Source organism: uncultured Kordia sp. (assembly GCF_947489565.1).
GTDB lineage: Bacteria > Bacteroidota > Bacteroidia > Flavobacteriales > Flavobacteriaceae > Kordia.
Genome location: NZ_CANLEA010000020.1, coordinates 44,627 through 59,240, shown reverse-complemented (window position 1 = coordinate 59,240; position 14,614 = coordinate 44,627). Strand labels below are relative to the sequence as shown.

Here is a 14,614-nt window from a genome sequence, read left to right as displayed (position 1 = left end):
AACCGTGATTTTTTGTTCCCGTAAATTATATCTTTTTGTTTATGGATTCGAAGCTACAACTCCAAGCGTATAGAGTTGTTCCATTGTTGGTGATTCACTTCCACCTGCTGGTTCAAGGGTAATTCCGAAAGCTTCAGATTCGTTCACATTTTGTAAATCAAACACTTTGTCTGTATCTGTAGTAAAATCTTCGATGACACCTAAACTCGTTGGCGTTAGCGGATCTAACTTTAAAGACCAAACTTGATATACTTTTCCTGGCGGTGGTACTGGCAATCCTTGTAAATCTAAGTAGACATTGTTCGCACTTTTATCCCAATATACTTTGGCGTATGAATCTGGAGAAACGGCTTGTCCGCCAAGTGGCACCGAAATGATGTCTTTGGTTCGTAATACATTCAACAACTCGTTTGCCGCTGTTAAATCGCTATTTGCTTGATATATTTGTTCTTTTAAAGCTTCTCTTTCAGCTCGTACAATTTCTATTTGCGATTCTACATCGTTTTTCAACATCATAGTAAATACCAAGCCTGCCGCAAATACAATCGCTGCTGCCCAACCAACATAACTAAATAGCGATGGTTTCGGTTTGATTGGAATTACAGGTGTTTCCTTCGTATCATTCTCCGAAAGTTGTAATTTCTCTTGAATTGAACTAAAAGGAATCGTTGTTTTTCTGTGGTCCGTTGCCGCAGTCAAACCTACAATAGCAGCTTCAATAGAAAGCACTTCTTGCTTCACTTCCGGATACTGTTGCATCATAGCATGCACTTGCTCGTTTTCTTGTTCAGAAAGCGCGCCTGCTACATACAGTTCTAATATTCCAGATGCTATGTATTCCTTGCTATCCATTATACTTCTAGTGCTTTTCTAAGTTCACTTATGCAATTTCTATTTCTAGTTTTAACAGTTCCTAACGGGATTTCGAGTGTTTCTGCGGTTTCCTTTTGTGTGAATCCTTTAAAATATATCAAATCAATGAGCTGCTTGCATTTTTCAGCAAGCTTCCCAATGTATTTTTTAATGCCAATTGCGTTGATTTTTTGCTCTAAATTATCATTGCTTTCAATACTATGTACGAAGAAATCAATGTCTTGGTTTTGTTGTGCGTTTTTAAATGATTTTGAACGGACTTTGTCAATAGCAGCGTTTCGGGCAATATTGAGCAACCATGTAAAAAAACGACCTTTCTTTGCGGTATACGCATCCGATTTATTCCATGCTTTTATAAAAACATCTTGTAGTACTTCTGCAGCAATATCATCATTTTTGACAATCGTATTTATCACACCAAAAATACTTTCGTTATACATTTCATATAACGATTCAAAAGCTTTGGCGTCTTTATTTTGAAATTGTTCAATGAGTATCTCTAACTCCATGAAATTATATTGCTTTTTAAATAGAAAGAGTTGCCTTTATATTTAGAGAGTTAAATCTACAATTTTTCATTTACATTTTCATTTTTAAAACAAAAAAAAGCTTCCAACATATGGAAGCTTTATCATGTATTGTATTTGGTTATTTATTTTATACTCTACCTTTTAGTGCGTTAAAAACCCACGCTATAGAAAAAAATCCTACACCAACCGCTGCAAAGCCGTAGCCTGCAACATCGTCATAGCGAAAAGCACCGAGTGCAATTAAACCTACGCCGACTATGATCATTATTAATGTAGCCCAACCTAATACTGTATTTTTATTCATTCCCATAATTTGATATTTTGGCGCATCTGCAACACACTTCGACTCCGCTCAGTGTTTATGCAGTCAGGCTTTCGGCAGTCGCTCTCTGCGAGGAGCTTCAACAATGCCTCTATCCTTTGCGCTTTTGTGAAATACAAATATCGAATTTTTAATCTAAAAAACTAAAAAAAATAATATAAGCATTTCAAATTGACTTCGAGTGTGCTTTCCAAGTCTACGCATATATTTTTAGTATCTTTATCAAAAAAAAGAGCGTTCCCAGACGCATTAAATTTAATTTATGAATAAAAAACTGTCCCTATTAGTACTTTCTGTACTCGCATTATTTATGAGTTGTAATTCTAGCAAATCTGTTGCTAAAAGTACTACAACTGCAAAATTAGAAAATTCGTTACTCTGGAAAATTTCTGGAAATGGTTTAGAAAAACCTTCTTATCTATACGGAACTATTCACCTAACCTGTGATTATAATTATACAGATAAGCTTAGAAAAGCATTTGATGAGACTGAACGTTTGGTGTTAGAGATTGACATGTCCGATCCTAAATTGCAAGCAGATATGATGAAGCATATCTTTTTGGAAGATGGCAAAACCATCAAAGGCTTGATGAATGATAAAGATTATAAAACCCTATCAGATTTTTTCCAAGAACAAGTTGGTATGGATTTAAAGTTTTTCAATACTATGAAACCGCTAGCAATTACCTCAGCAATTACAGCAAAAATGGCTGTTTGTGATAATGGAACTGCGTATGAAACTGAGTTTATGAAAGTTGCTAAAGAACAAAAAGAAGATGTTATTGGCTTGGAAACGATTGCTGATCAAATGAAAGTATTTGATAATATTCCATACGAAGAACAATTGAAATCATTGGTAGAAATGGCAACTAGCGGCATGGATGAAAGCAAAAAAAGCTTTGAAGAAATGACCAAATATTACAATGCAGAAGATTTGGAAGGTTTGTTATCTGTGATGACAGAACAAGGTTTGGAAGCAGATTTTCAAGATAATTTAGTAGATCAACGCAATAGAAATTGGATTCCATTAATTGAGAATATTACAAAAGAAGCGCCTGCTTTTATTGGTGTTGGTGCGTTGCATTTGCCAGGAGATCAAGGTGTGATTAACTTATTGAGAAAGCAAGGATATACGGTGGAACCGGTTCTTTAGGTTTTAGAGCGCTTTGCTGTTAGACCTCTTCGCTTTTAGAATTGTTTCTGCGAAATTGGAGCTCTTTGGATTGCTGCGCAATTGTATTTGTTCCCGCAAAAGCGACAACTTTTAGATGATATAAAAAAATCCGCAATATTCTAAAATGAACATTGCGGATTTTTTATGTTTTGTGCTTTGATATGATTGGCGGTTATTTTCCTTACTTCGCCACTTTTTTGAGTTGATTAATTATTTTTTGAGCGTTACTTTTTACAAACTTCCAATCCCATAATTCAGGATTTCCAAATTCAGGATTTGTATTATTCCAATCTTTAGCTCTTTCCTTTGAGTTTACAGATATATTACATTCCATCTGGTTTTCTCCATTTTGTAAATCAAGGTGAATCGCAATGATTGCCCAACCATCTATTCTATACCGAAATGTGTTTCCGTTACAATATTTTGGATCAAGTGCTATTTTTGAAGTGAAGAATTTACCTTTGGATTCAGGATGATAAATGCCAAATCCGAAATGTACTTTTCCATTCGCGATTCCATTTTCAAAATAGTGTTGAAACTCCGAAAATGTATGCATTCGAACAAGCTCTTTTTTCCATTTCTGAATAGGATTCATAAAACTCGTTTTTAGTGTCTGTAAAGATGAATTCAATCAGTTCAAAAAGCTGTTTTTTATCTATAATTTCTTTTCTATCCATTGGTTTTTCTTTAATTATATTTTGTGTAACACTGATAAAAATTTCTATATAACTTCACTTGTTTTATATGTGATACCATGAGACTTACTTAAAATCCCAATAGGAAGTTTTAGAGCTTCTAAAAGCTGAAAAATCATGTACTAAAGCTGCTATTTCATTGACAGATTTATCATAATCAAACATTGCCTTTAACGTAGTTTTTTTCCAGTTAGATTTGCTGTGTGATGTACGTTTGCAACTAAATGTCCAATGTCTGGTCTTTGAAACGGATACGTTTAAAATATCTTCTTTATCAATTAAAATATGCGTGCAAGCTTTGGCATTGTTGTTTTCAGCTGCTTTAAATTCAAATTCTATTGGGACTGGAATTCCTTGTAGCGACATTTCATAACGCTTTTCTACATAATAATAGATTTTATCTAAATCCTTATCCGCTAACATTGGAAAGGATGTCATTAATCCCCAATATTCATCACCTATGGCTACAGCAAGACTATCTCCTTCTTTATACATTTTTAATGAGTTTTTGGTGAATTTGTATAACCATTCTTTGTTTCGTTTCTTCGTTACGCCTCCTAATGGCGGTGCTGTTGATGTACGAATCATATCTTGTGAATGACAGGCTCTGCAATTCTCTTTAAATAATGCTTTTCCATAAGTAAACATAGTGTCTTGCTGTATTTCAATATTCGATGCTACTTGTAATGTATATTTCGTTTTTTCTTTAGGTAATGCAAATACAATACTTAATAGTAGCAGTGTAATTACGAAAGTAGTTACTATATTTTTCTTCATTTAGGAATTTTTATCTGAGGGAAAGACACCATAAATTTACTATTTTTTAAAAGAAAATCCGCAATATTCATGCTGGAATACTGCGGATTTTTTTATGTTTTTTAGAATATTCTTATGACTTGGAGTTTTTTCGTTCGTGCTCAATAAGCCATTTTTTTCGTTCAATTCCACCACTATATCCCGTCATTTTTCCATCTTTTCCTAGCACTCTATGACAAGGTATCACAATAGCAATTCGATTACAACCATTTGCAGAAGCGACTGCTCGTACAGCTTTAGGATTGCCTATTTTTTCTGCTTGTTGTTGATATGTTACCGTTTTAGCATATTCAATATCTTTCAAATAGTTCCATACAGAATTTTGAAATTCAGTTCCAGGTGTTTCCAGTTGTAGATCAAAAACTTTTCTCGTTCCTTCAAAGTATTCTTTGACTTCTTTCTTGGCTTGTTTAATATGCAGATTCTCGCCCAAAATGATCGTGGCATTCAATAACTTTTGTAAATCTTTGAATTCTTTTTCAAGCATTCGTCTATCTACAAATTCCAGCAAACAAATTCCGTTATCCGTTGCGCAAACAAACATGGGACCTAACGGTGTTGTGAGTCTGTTTATGAGGATTATGTTTTTATTTTTACTGTGCTTTGGCGATTCTCCTATCAGTTTCTTAAAAGTGTAATTAAATCCGCTTAACGATTCATAACTCGAATCAAAAGCAGTATGTGTCGCATTCTTTCCTTGTTTTAATTCTTGAAAAGCATTGTTTATTCTATACATTCGCTGATATGCTTGGAACGTCATACCATAATTCTTTTTAAACCATCTGCGTACTACTTCTGGGCTAATTCCTTTTTGTCTTAATTGAAAGTCCGTTATTTTGTCTGTAGGATGCTCTTTTACCATTTGAATCGCTTTTTCAACTATTTCAGGTGCTTGATTCGTATTTTCTGTAGGTTTACAAATTTTACAAGGTCTGTATCCATTAGCTAAAGCCGTTTTAAAAGATGTATAAAATTCAACATTCTTCCGCTTGGGTTTTCGTGCTCTACAAGTCGCAATACAAAAAATAGAGGTCGTTTTTACTCCAACAAAGAAAATACCAACAAAACTTTGTTTTCTGTCTAACAGCGCTTGATAATACGTTTCAATTTTGTTGTTATCCGTGATTAACATTTAAAAAATAGATTTAAAAGAATTCTGACTTAACACATGCTTTACGGTTTCTTCAAATTTATCATACATCTTGTCAAAAAGAAAATTCCCCATGCTTATTCGTTTGACGCCTAATTTTGTTAGTGTTTCAAAATTTGGAAGATTTGGCATACACATTACATTGACGGGCAAACTTGTTGAATTGACAATCGTTTTTATATCATTTTCTTTTTCAATACAAGGAACAAAAACTCCATTTACGCCAGCATTTTCATATAGTTGAATCCTTTTTTTTGTTTCTTGAAGTACGTTTTCTTGAAGTAACATAAACGTATCAATTCTCACATTTATAAAAATAGCTATATTTTCTTTTTTTAACTGTTGTATTATTTCCGTGAGTGTCTTTGCAAAGTCATTAGCGTCTAATAAAACTCGTTTCTCATTAACTATACTATCTTCAATATTAATTCCAACAACGCCTAATGCTGATAGTTTTTTAATGTGTTGAACAATTTTTTCCGGATCACGACTATATCCAGATTCCAAATCGACCGACAAAGGTAAATTTGTGTTACTAACAATTCGTTTTATAAAATATTCCAATTCAGAAAACTTTATTTCTTCACCATCATTATATCCTAAAAGTGAGGCAATTGCTGAGCTTGAAGTTCCTATTGCTTGAAAGTTTAATTCTTCGGCTGTTTTCGTACTTGGTACGTCCCAAACATTCGCAATTATTAATGGTTTATCTTGATTGTGTAAATTTTTAAACTCCATCTTTTTATATTTTAAAGCAAAGTAACTATGATGAAGTTTAGTCCGCAACCGAAAATTGGACGTGTATTTTTTTAGCTTATAAAATAGGATTTTATGACTTCCAGTATTCTTTTAATTTATTGAATAATCCAGGGTATTTATGGTGTCCAAACGCTCCAATTCCTACAAATCCACAGACTAATAAAAAGGGAAATACCCATCGTAATTCTGACTTTGCATCATCCATATCATACAGAATGTTTCCTATTCCTGTAGCGATTTGAAATACTTTGGGTTCTATGTCTTTCAATTCACCTTCTTGAATCCAAATACTTGCGCTTCCAGATTTTTCGAGTCGCCTTTCAATGTCTTCATATAATTTATAAGAACGATCGTTTCCTATATTTTTGAAGATTGAATAAAATTTAGGATCATTTTCTAGACGAATTGCCAATCTAGCTTTTGTACTTTTTGAACGACTATCTCCCACAGGAATATACGTTGTTTTCACATAGATAACTGTACCTTTCTGTTCAATTAAAGATGATTGAGAAGTTAATAAGGTAGGTGCAAAAAAATAGAAGGCGCAAACAATACAGGTTACTCCAAAAAATAATAGTTCGTTTGCATAATCATCTTTAGAGCTCAAAATATACGTGTTGGATTTATACTTCTATAATTTCGCTGCCAATCGGCTTCCTTGATCAATGGCACGTTTGGCATCTAATTCTGCAGCGATGTCTGCTCCACCAATCACATGAACTTTCATTCCTTTGGCTTCTAACGGTTCAAATAATTCTTTTAATGGTGTTTGTCCCGCACAGATAATTACATTGTCTACAGCCAATACTTTGGCTTCATCGTTTTGTGTATAATGCAATCCTTCATGGTCAATTTTTGTATACTGAACTTCGTTGATAAAGTTTACTTTTTTCTTTTTCAAGTTTGCTCGGTGAATCCAACCTGTTGTTTTTCCTAGATTACCTCCAAACTTTCCTTTGCTACGCTTGAACATGAAAATTTCTCTTGGCGAACCGTGAAAATCAGGTTTCATATTTTCGATTCCGCCACGTGCTTCTAGAGTTTTATCAATTCCCCATTCTGCCAACCAAGCATCTATGTTTTGCGAAGTAGCTTCTCCTTCATGCGATAAATATTCGGAAACATCGAAGCCAATTCCTCCTGCTCCAATGACAGCAACACGTTTTCCAACTGGTTTTTTATGCTTTAGTACATCTAAATAGCTTAATACCTTTTCGTGTTCTATGCCTTCAATTTTTGGAGTTCTTGGTTTAATTCCTGTTGCCAGAATAATTTCTTCAAAATTTCCTTGCGAAAGCTCATCGGCAGTGATACGCTTGTTTAATTGTAGTTCAACATTATGCAATTCTATTTGTTTGTTGAAATAGCGAATGGTTTCATAGAATTCTTCCTTTCCAGGAATTTGTTTTGCAATATTAAATTGTCCACCAACCTCAGCATGATCGTCAAATAATGTAACTTCATGTCCGCGTTGTGCTGCAATGGTTGCTGCTGCCATACCTGCTGGACCAGCTCCAATAACGGCTAGTTTCTTTTTGATACTTGCAGGTTTATAATCGAATTCTGTTTCGTGACAAGCTCTTGGATTTACCAAACAACTCGCTACTTTTTTACTAAATATATGATCTAAACATGCTTGATTACATGCAATACATGTGTTGATTTCTTCGTCTTTTTCTTCTGCGGCTTTATTTACCCAATCTGCATCTGCCAAAAATGGGCGTGCCATCGAAATCATATCTGCATGTCCATCTGCCAAAACCTTTTCGGCTACACTTGGCATGTTGATTCTGTTTGATGTAATTAAAGGAATGCTTATCTCCTTTTTCATACGTTCCGTTATCCAAGTAAAAGCAGCTCTTGGAACAGAAGTTGCAATGGTAGGAATTCTGGCTTCATGCCAACCAATTCCAGTATTTATAATCGTTGCGCCTGCTTTTTCAATAGCTTTTCCTAATGCTACTACTTCTTCCCAACTACTTCCTTTATCTACCAAATCGAGCATGGACAAACGATATATGATGATAAAATCTTTTCCTACAGCTTCTCGTGCAGCTTTTACCGTTTCTACAGCAAACTTCATTCTATTTGCATAGCTTCCGCCCCATTCGTCTGTACGTTTGTTTGTATGTTCTACTGTAAACTGATTGATCAAATATCCTTCAGAACCCATGATTTCTACTCCATCATATCCAGCTAATTTTGCCAATTCTGCTGATTTCGCAAAACTCTTGATCGTTCTTTTTACACCATTCCCACTCAACTTTTTAGGCTTAAATGGTGTAATTGGCGATTGAATTGCCGAAGGAGCTACATTCAACGGATGATAACCGTAGCGACCAGCATGTAGAATTTGCATACATATTTTTCCGCCATTTTGATGTACTGCTTCCGTGATTACTTTATGCTTTTTGGCATGTTTCTTCGTGCTCATTCGCGATGAAAAAGGTGTCAACCAACCACGTACACTCGGTGCCATTCCTCCTGTAACAATTAATCCAACGCCTCCTTTTGCACGTTCTGCGTAAAATGCAGCCAATCGTTCAAATCCGTTCTTCTCTTCTTCTAAACCTGTGTGCATGGAACCCATTAACACTCTGTTTTTAAGTGTTGTAAATCCTAAATCCAATGGTTCAAAAATATGCTTATACTTCATCTATGCTGATGGTTTTGTGGTTGTATTAAATATACTATAATTCTACCAATGTGAATCGTTTGTTTTTATTATGCACGCATAACATTATGCAATATAACTAATTTTTGAGAAGTGGCGAATATTTTTCGGTGATTGCTTAAGAATTGTGGTTGTTTGAAAAGAAAAAGCCTAAACTTTTGCTTGGGCTTTTTGAGTTTGATTAACTTATGGTGTACTAAGAAATTTCTTCTTAATAAAAATCTCAACGGTTGTGTTGGGATTTTACTTTTAGAAGAAAGTTAGTTTTTTATTTCTTCTAAAGAGCCTAATAAGTGTTTCCTTTTCATAATAACTACTGTTTAATTGTTAATTATTTATTTCACTGTAGGAATTTACTGTTTTAATTTGTTATATTATTATAAACCATAAACATTAAAACCATGAAAAAAAAGAATCTTAAATCGTTAAAGCTCAATAAGAAGCTTGTATCGAATTTATCATCCGCTCAAATTAAAGGGCAAGGACCAAATAGTGCTGGAAATACTTGCACTACAGATATTTCTTATGATGTAACTTGTGATAATCATTCAAAATTACATGATACCTGTATTGTTTCTATAAATTTTTATTGTACTAACAGCGACTATAATGATTGTAATCCGAATACGATTTTTATATGTAACTATTCCGATTTGCATTGCGGAGAGACCAATGATTTAGATTAGAAAAAATGCTTAAATACAGTTAAGGTCGAAAGAAAAAATCTTTCGATCTTAACTTAATTCGGTTTGCTTTTATTTTATACTGTTGTTTCATAATTTCTGAGGATTTTTAAATAGTACTCATGTATTAAAAATTATACATTTTGTATTATTTCTTTTATGTTAATGATTATGATACTAGTAACAAAGCTTTCTTTTCTTTTGTTAATTCTCCAATTTGCTTCAAATCCTCATACAATAAGTTCGATTTTAGATTCTTTAGGTGTAGTTTAACTACAAATGGTGAATTTTGTTGAACCATCTTTTTTTAATTCGGGAGAAACACCTGAACCATAAATTCCCCAGTGCGGTCCCCAAGGGCCTTCAGCTGTTTTCCATGGTTCATCAAACATTTCAAACCACATCGTAATGAAAGCCTTCTTATATATATTTGTGCCGTTAATCCATGTACATGTTGCTTTAAAATTGGCTACTGATGCTTTTATATTTGTATCCGCTGTAGTATCTCCAGCAGTTGGCCAACCAATTTCTGCAATAACTACTTCCAATCCTGCCGCTATAGCTTGTGCCATTCCATTATTATAAGAATACTGCATGTTTGCAGTAATATCATTAGGATTAAATTTATTATTCACTTTTTGTCCATACCACGGATAAATGGTTAGAAATGCATAGTCCTGCATCAGCGGCAATAATGATGACCAGTTAATATTAGGTGCTTTCTGAGGTATTGGACCTGATCCGGTCATACAAATAGTTAAAGGAACATTGCTGATTTTTGGATAGTTGACTAATTGTGTTTTTGCGTAATTAAAAGCTGCCTCTACTTCTGCAAGCGTATAGTTATTTGAAGCCAGATCAACTTCATTTCCTATGACAATGACTTTTACCATATCTGGATGTGCATTTGCTTGCGTAAGCGCTGTATCTATTTCTGTATGTGTGCTTGCACTATCGCCTTGAAAAATCCATGCGCCTAAAGCAAGACCTATGTTGTGTGCTTTACACAATTCGGGGAGATGCTGCTGACATCCTTGTACTGTATACGTACGAATAAATGTCATGTTGAAATCACTAATAATTTTTAAATCTGCATCTACATCTGCTTTGGTGTAGGATGATTTTTTTACGGTAGCAGCTTGATGATAAGGAGCGTAACATACGCCCATCATATCACTACCTCCAAATAATGAATTTGTGTTGCTCATGGTGGTTCGTTTTTTGAAAAGGTAGGTATAAAAAGTTGGAAAAAGAAAAAGACTATCTATAACTTCATGTTCTAGATAGTCTTTTTTATGTGTGATATGCGTTTGTTGTGGAGCAACTATTTAATTCATTGGAACTTCAACCACTAAAATTTTAGAATCTTCTTTGATATTCATGGTTACATTTCCTGTTTCCCAAATGCCTAGTGCATCTTTGGTAGCAAGCGTTTCGCCTCCAATAGCAATGGAACCTTCTAGGATAAAAACATAGATTCCGTGAGAAGCATCATTGAGTTGAAAGTCTACTGTTTGTGATGCCGTAAAGTTTCCTAATGAAATGTATGCTTGTTGGTGAATCCAAAGTGCTTCATCGATGACATTATCTTTTGGAGCTACGACTGTTTGGAATTGATTTTCGCGTTTGCTTTGATCAAATTGTTTTTGCTCGTAACGTGGTTCAACACCTAATTCTTGTGGTTGAATCCATAGTTGTAAAAAGTTGACCTCATCGGTTTTGCTATCATTGAACTCAGAATGTTGCAAACCTGTTCCTGCCGACATGACTTGTACTTCACCAACCGTAATGGCTCTTTTATTGTCCATACTGTCTTTATGTGATAATGCACCACTTAACGGAATAGAAATGATTTCCATATTTTGATGTGGATGTGTTCCGAAGCCCATTTTTGGTTGTACGATATCGTCGTTTAAGACGCGTAATTGTCCAAATCCCATGCGCTCTGGATCGTAATAATTTGCAAAGCTGAAACTATGGTAACTTTTGAGCCATCCGTGGTCAGCTTTTCCTCTTGTATTTGCTTTGTGAACTGTTGTTTTCATTTTTTTGTTGTTTGTTTTGGGTCTTGGGTCTTGGGTTTTGGGTTTTGGGTTAAGTTATTTACTTCTTTTTTGTTAATTCGTCTATTTGTTTTTTTGTTGATTTGTTTTGGGATGTGTTATTTACTTCCTTTTTGTTACCTAGTGTAAACCGTTCAACTTATAAACTTTTATACTTCTTTTTTGTTGATTTGTTTTGGGCTATATTATTTACTTCCCTTTTGTTACCTAGTGTAAACTGTTCAACTTATAAACTTTTATACTTCTTTTTGTTGATTCGTCTATTTGTTGATTTGTTTTGGGCTGTGTTATTTACTTCCTTTTTGTTACCTAGTGTAAACTGTTCAACTTATAAACTTTTATACTTCTTTTTTGTTTATGTTGAGGCTATCGAAGTATTGGTTTGGTCTTTGAAAGTCTGAGGCTGTACTTTGAAATTTCTCAATACTCAATACTAAAACCTCAATACTTTTTGAACCGCGTAAGCGATTGAGAGATTTGTTGAAGCTCCTCGTAGAGAGCGACTCTCGAAAGCGCGACTCCCGATTTTCTCGGGAGTTACGCCATAATCATTAAAAGACAACGCAATTATTTTGAATAAGCAGTAATTATTTTATGTACGTCATCAATTGCTGTTACTTTTTCTTCAATCCACTCGTTTTCTTCTTTTCTGTAAATAAATAATTTATATATGTACTTACCATTTTCAGGGACAAATTTTGATTCTAGTTTTTTGATTTCTTGTCCATTTTTAAAGAACGTTATATTGTCAAATAAAAAAGGTTTTATTTGTTGAATACTGTCGGGAAAAGGTGTCATTAGAAATCCTTCTTCATGAAAAACTATTTTTCTTTTAGGCATTTCATTTTGAGTAAATGTTTCCCATTTGTATTTATAGAATCTATTATTTCGTTCATAAGGATCTTTGGAAAAAATTCTTCTTAAAACTAAAAATTCTTTTCTTTTTATTTTCTCAATTAGATTTCCTTCTTTGTTAAATATTTTTAATTTTCTACGATTCCATTGCTTGCTAATTTGTCCATTTTGAAAATATTCTGTTGATTTTACGTGGTATTTTTTAGACCAAGATCTTTCTTTTTTTATTTGACCATTTTGATAATACTCTTTTTCAAATCGTTTCTTCGTATTATACACTGAGTGCAATTGACCATTTTTAAAATAAATGCTCTTTTTCCAACTCTTTTTATTCTGTATGAACAATTCTGATAACTGGCCGTTTCTGTGATATGAGAAGAGACTGTCAACTGGCTGTCCATTTTTAAAAACGCCTTGCATTCGCTTATTTCCATTCATATAGAAATCTGTAATTTTACCATTTGCAAGACTATCACAATCAAAATATTCTGAATGCGGAGGATTACTTACATAAATTGCTAGGCTTATTTTTTTCAATAATAATGTATCTCTATTGACGCCGCTATCTAGAATTTCTATTTTTATTGGATCTTCAAAATTATAATGTAACTGATATGTCCCTAATTTTGGTAATGAAATGCTTTTTGATTGCTCATAGTCAAATCCATATGTTGTATCTGAATCTGTAACATACCAAAGGACGTTTTCTTCAACTTTATCTGTACATTGATTGATGAAGGTCGGTTCATACCTAATTTGTCCAAAAACTGTTTGACTTAATATCAAGAATAGTATGTAAAGTATTCGTTTCATTATGTTTTGATTTTTTTAAACTTAATCATTTTTATGTTTTTCTGAAACGCAGAATGAGTTAATGTTCGTTTCTAATTAGGCAACAAGCTTACTCATCCGTATAAAGAACACTTGAAAGCGCGACTCCCGTTTTTTTTCGGGAGTTGCGCCCATTGTTTCTTTGTTTTCCTGCTATTGATTTGATTTATAGACTATTCAACTTATTTTGTTGATTTGTTTTTTTTGTTGATTTGTTGATCTGTCTATTTGTTTTTTTGTTGATACGTTTCTGTCTTTGCGAACACCAGAATGTATTTTGAAACTTCTCAATACTCAATACTCAAATCTAACCTCTAATACAAATGTCCCATTTTGCCCTGTTGATAATCGCGTAAAGCTTCCATGATTTCGGTTTGCGTGTTCATGACATACGGTCCCCAAGACGCAACTTTTTCCTCAATTGGAGCTCCAGAAAGGATTAGTAACGTACTGTTTTTATTGGCTTCCAATGCAATGGCTTCTCCGTCTTTGTGAAATCTAAGCATTTGCAATTGATCTAATTTTAAGGTTTGATCGTCATTGACGTGTGTTTCTCCTTCTACCAAATATATTAAGGCTTCATGATGTGTTGGCAACAGAATTGTTGTGGTATCATTGGCTTCGAGATTGACAATAAATGCATTGATTTCAGTAAAAGTACTCGCTGCTCCTTTTTGTCCGTTGAGTTCTCCTGCAACCACTTTTATGCTTCCATTTCCATTGTCTACAGGAACAACTGGCATCGTTTCCGCTTTGATATCTTGGTATTTTGGTGTTGTCATCTTAAACTCACTTGGAAGATTTACCCAAAGTTGAATTCCTTCCATGGTTCCGACAAAGTCTTTGCTTGGTCCTTCGTCATGAATGATTCCGCTTCCAGAAGTCATCCATTGTACATCACCAGCTTTTAAAATGCCTTCATTCCCTAGAGAATCTCGATGTAATTGTTCTCCTTGAAACAGAAACGTTACCGGCTCAAATCCGCGATGTGGATGCGGCGATAATGATAATCCAGGACTGTACGGTCCTACATCGTATTTGTAATGATGCAACAGTAAGAATGGATCTACTTGATCGAGTTCTTGTGTTGGCAACGGTTGGCGAATTAGATTTCCGCCCATATTTACATAGTCACTTTTTCCTTTGTACGCTATGCTTCTTAGTGTTTTCATGATTTCTACTCTTTCTT

General features: G+C 34.1%; 15 protein-coding genes. 2 read left to right on the top strand and 13 right to left on the bottom strand.

What is annotated here, in order from left to right; genetic code table 11:
* Window positions 1–39: 39 nt before the first annotated feature.
* The 3 genes from Q0845_RS22340 to Q0845_RS22330 all read right to left on the bottom strand — a co-directional run bounded on the left by Q0845_RS22340 (window position 40) and on the right by Q0845_RS22330 (window position 1,707).
* Window positions 40–852: an anti-sigma factor gene (locus tag Q0845_RS22340; RefSeq protein ID WP_298518186.1), complete on the bottom strand. Its 813-nt coding sequence runs from the start codon at window positions 850–852 to the stop codon at window positions 40–42.
* On the bottom strand, window positions 852–1,382 hold the full coding sequence (locus Q0845_RS22335; RefSeq protein ID WP_298518183.1) for an RNA polymerase sigma factor: 531 nt from the start codon (window positions 1,380–1,382) through the stop codon (window positions 852–854). The genes Q0845_RS22340 and Q0845_RS22335 overlap by 1 nt, the downstream gene beginning before the upstream one ends.
* Before the next feature lie 148 nt (window positions 1,383–1,530).
* A complete protein-coding gene (locus Q0845_RS22330) occupies window positions 1,531–1,707 on the bottom strand; it encodes a CAL67264 family membrane protein (RefSeq protein WP_298518361.1) in 177 nt (58 codons plus the stop codon).
* A 280-nt stretch (window positions 1,708–1,987) separates the two neighbouring features.
* Between Q0845_RS22330 and Q0845_RS22325 the strand changes: the two genes are divergently transcribed.
* Window positions 1,988–2,878: a TraB/GumN family protein gene (locus tag Q0845_RS22325; RefSeq protein WP_298518180.1), complete on the top strand. Its 891-nt coding sequence runs from the start codon at window positions 1,988–1,990 to the stop codon at window positions 2,876–2,878.
* A gap of 202 nt (window positions 2,879–3,080) precedes the next feature.
* Here Q0845_RS22325 and Q0845_RS22320 read toward each other — a convergent pair whose 3' ends face one another.
* From Q0845_RS22320 to Q0845_RS22295, 6 genes are all read right to left on the bottom strand, one after another.
* Complete coding sequence (locus Q0845_RS22320; RefSeq protein ID WP_298518177.1) at window positions 3,081–3,494, bottom strand: hypothetical protein; 414 nt, start codon at window positions 3,492–3,494, stop codon at window positions 3,081–3,083.
* 166 nt (window positions 3,495–3,660) lie between these two features.
* Window positions 3,661–4,371 (bottom strand): cytochrome c, encoded by a 711-nt coding sequence (locus Q0845_RS22315; protein ID WP_298518174.1) that lies wholly within the window; start codon window positions 4,369–4,371, stop codon window positions 3,661–3,663.
* A 112-nt stretch (window positions 4,372–4,483) separates the two neighbouring features.
* Entirely contained in the window at window positions 4,484–5,542 is a 1,059-nt protein-coding gene (locus Q0845_RS22310; protein ID WP_298518171.1) for a bifunctional transcriptional activator/DNA repair enzyme AdaA, read from the bottom strand.
* The gene (locus tag Q0845_RS22305; protein WP_298518168.1) at window positions 5,543–6,298 is read right to left on the bottom strand and encodes an isocitrate lyase/phosphoenolpyruvate mutase family protein; all 756 of its coding nucleotides are present in this window, start codon (window positions 6,296–6,298) and stop codon (window positions 5,543–5,545) included.
* A gap of 91 nt (window positions 6,299–6,389) precedes the next feature.
* Window positions 6,390–6,926, bottom strand: coding sequence for a hypothetical protein (locus tag Q0845_RS22300; RefSeq protein ID WP_298518165.1), 537 nt, complete (start codon window positions 6,924–6,926; stop codon window positions 6,390–6,392).
* A 24-nt stretch (window positions 6,927–6,950) separates the two neighbouring features.
* A complete protein-coding gene (locus Q0845_RS22295) occupies window positions 6,951–8,975 on the bottom strand; it encodes an NADPH-dependent 2,4-dienoyl-CoA reductase (RefSeq protein WP_298518162.1) in 2,025 nt (674 codons plus the stop codon).
* Between the two features lie 419 nt (window positions 8,976–9,394).
* On the opposite strand from Q0845_RS22295, the gene Q0845_RS22290 reads away from it, so the two are divergent.
* Window positions 9,395–9,679 (top strand): hypothetical protein, encoded by a 285-nt coding sequence (locus tag Q0845_RS22290; RefSeq protein ID WP_298518159.1) that lies wholly within the window; start codon window positions 9,395–9,397, stop codon window positions 9,677–9,679.
* A gap of 266 nt (window positions 9,680–9,945) precedes the next feature.
* On the opposite strand, the gene Q0845_RS22285 is transcribed toward Q0845_RS22290, so the two are convergent.
* From Q0845_RS22285 to Q0845_RS22270, 4 genes are all read right to left on the bottom strand, one after another.
* Window positions 9,946–10,884 (bottom strand): glycosyl hydrolase family 17 protein, encoded by a 939-nt coding sequence (locus tag Q0845_RS22285; RefSeq protein WP_298518156.1) that lies wholly within the window; start codon window positions 10,882–10,884, stop codon window positions 9,946–9,948.
* A gap of 120 nt (window positions 10,885–11,004) precedes the next feature.
* Window positions 11,005–11,721: a pirin family protein gene (locus Q0845_RS22280; protein WP_298518154.1), complete on the bottom strand. Its 717-nt coding sequence runs from the start codon at window positions 11,719–11,721 to the stop codon at window positions 11,005–11,007.
* Between the two features lie 585 nt (window positions 11,722–12,306).
* Window positions 12,307–13,407: a hypothetical protein gene (locus tag Q0845_RS22275; protein WP_298518151.1), complete on the bottom strand. Its 1,101-nt coding sequence runs from the start codon at window positions 13,405–13,407 to the stop codon at window positions 12,307–12,309.
* Window positions 13,408–13,739: 332 nt separating this feature from the next.
* Entirely contained in the window at window positions 13,740–14,597 is an 858-nt protein-coding gene (locus Q0845_RS22270) for a pirin family protein (protein WP_298518149.1), read from the bottom strand.
* Between the last annotated feature and the right edge of the window lie 17 nt (window positions 14,598–14,614).

Coding starts and splice junctions, on each gene's coding strand:
- Q0845_RS22340 (WP_298518186.1), bottom strand. CDS start 852: ATGGATAGCAAGGAATACATAGCATCTGGAATATTAGAACTGTATGTA.
- Q0845_RS22335 (WP_298518183.1), bottom strand. CDS start 1,382: ATGGAGTTAGAGATACTCATTGAACAATTTCAAAATAAAGACGCCAAA.
- Q0845_RS22330 (WP_298518361.1), bottom strand. CDS start 1,707: ATGAATAAAAATACAGTATTAGGTTGGGCTACATTAATAATGATCATA.
- Q0845_RS22325 (WP_298518180.1), top strand. CDS start 1,988: ATGAATAAAAAACTGTCCCTATTAGTACTTTCTGTACTCGCATTATTT.
- Q0845_RS22320 (WP_298518177.1), bottom strand. CDS start 3,494: ATGAATCCTATTCAGAAATGGAAAAAAGAGCTTGTTCGAATGCATACA.
- Q0845_RS22315 (WP_298518174.1), bottom strand. CDS start 4,371: ATGAAGAAAAATATAGTAACTACTTTCGTAATTACACTGCTACTATTA.
- Q0845_RS22310 (WP_298518171.1), bottom strand. CDS start 5,542: ATGTTAATCACGGATAACAACAAAATTGAAACGTATTATCAAGCGCTG.
- Q0845_RS22305 (WP_298518168.1), bottom strand. CDS start 6,298: ATGGAGTTTAAAAATTTACACAATCAAGATAAACCATTAATAATTGCG.
- Q0845_RS22295 (WP_298518162.1), bottom strand. CDS start 8,975: ATGAAGTATAAGCATATTTTTGAACCATTGGATTTAGGATTTACAACA.
- Q0845_RS22290 (WP_298518159.1), top strand. CDS start 9,395: ATGAAAAAAAAGAATCTTAAATCGTTAAAGCTCAATAAGAAGCTTGTA.
- Q0845_RS22285 (WP_298518156.1), bottom strand. CDS start 10,884: ATGAGCAACACAAATTCATTATTTGGAGGTAGTGATATGATGGGCGTA.
- Q0845_RS22280 (WP_298518154.1), bottom strand. CDS start 11,721: ATGAAAACAACAGTTCACAAAGCAAATACAAGAGGAAAAGCTGACCAC.
- Q0845_RS22275 (WP_298518151.1), bottom strand. CDS start 13,407: ATGAAACGAATACTTTACATACTATTCTTGATATTAAGTCAAACAGTT.
- Q0845_RS22270 (WP_298518149.1), bottom strand. CDS start 14,597: ATGAAAACACTAAGAAGCATAGCGTACAAAGGAAAAAGTGACTATGTA.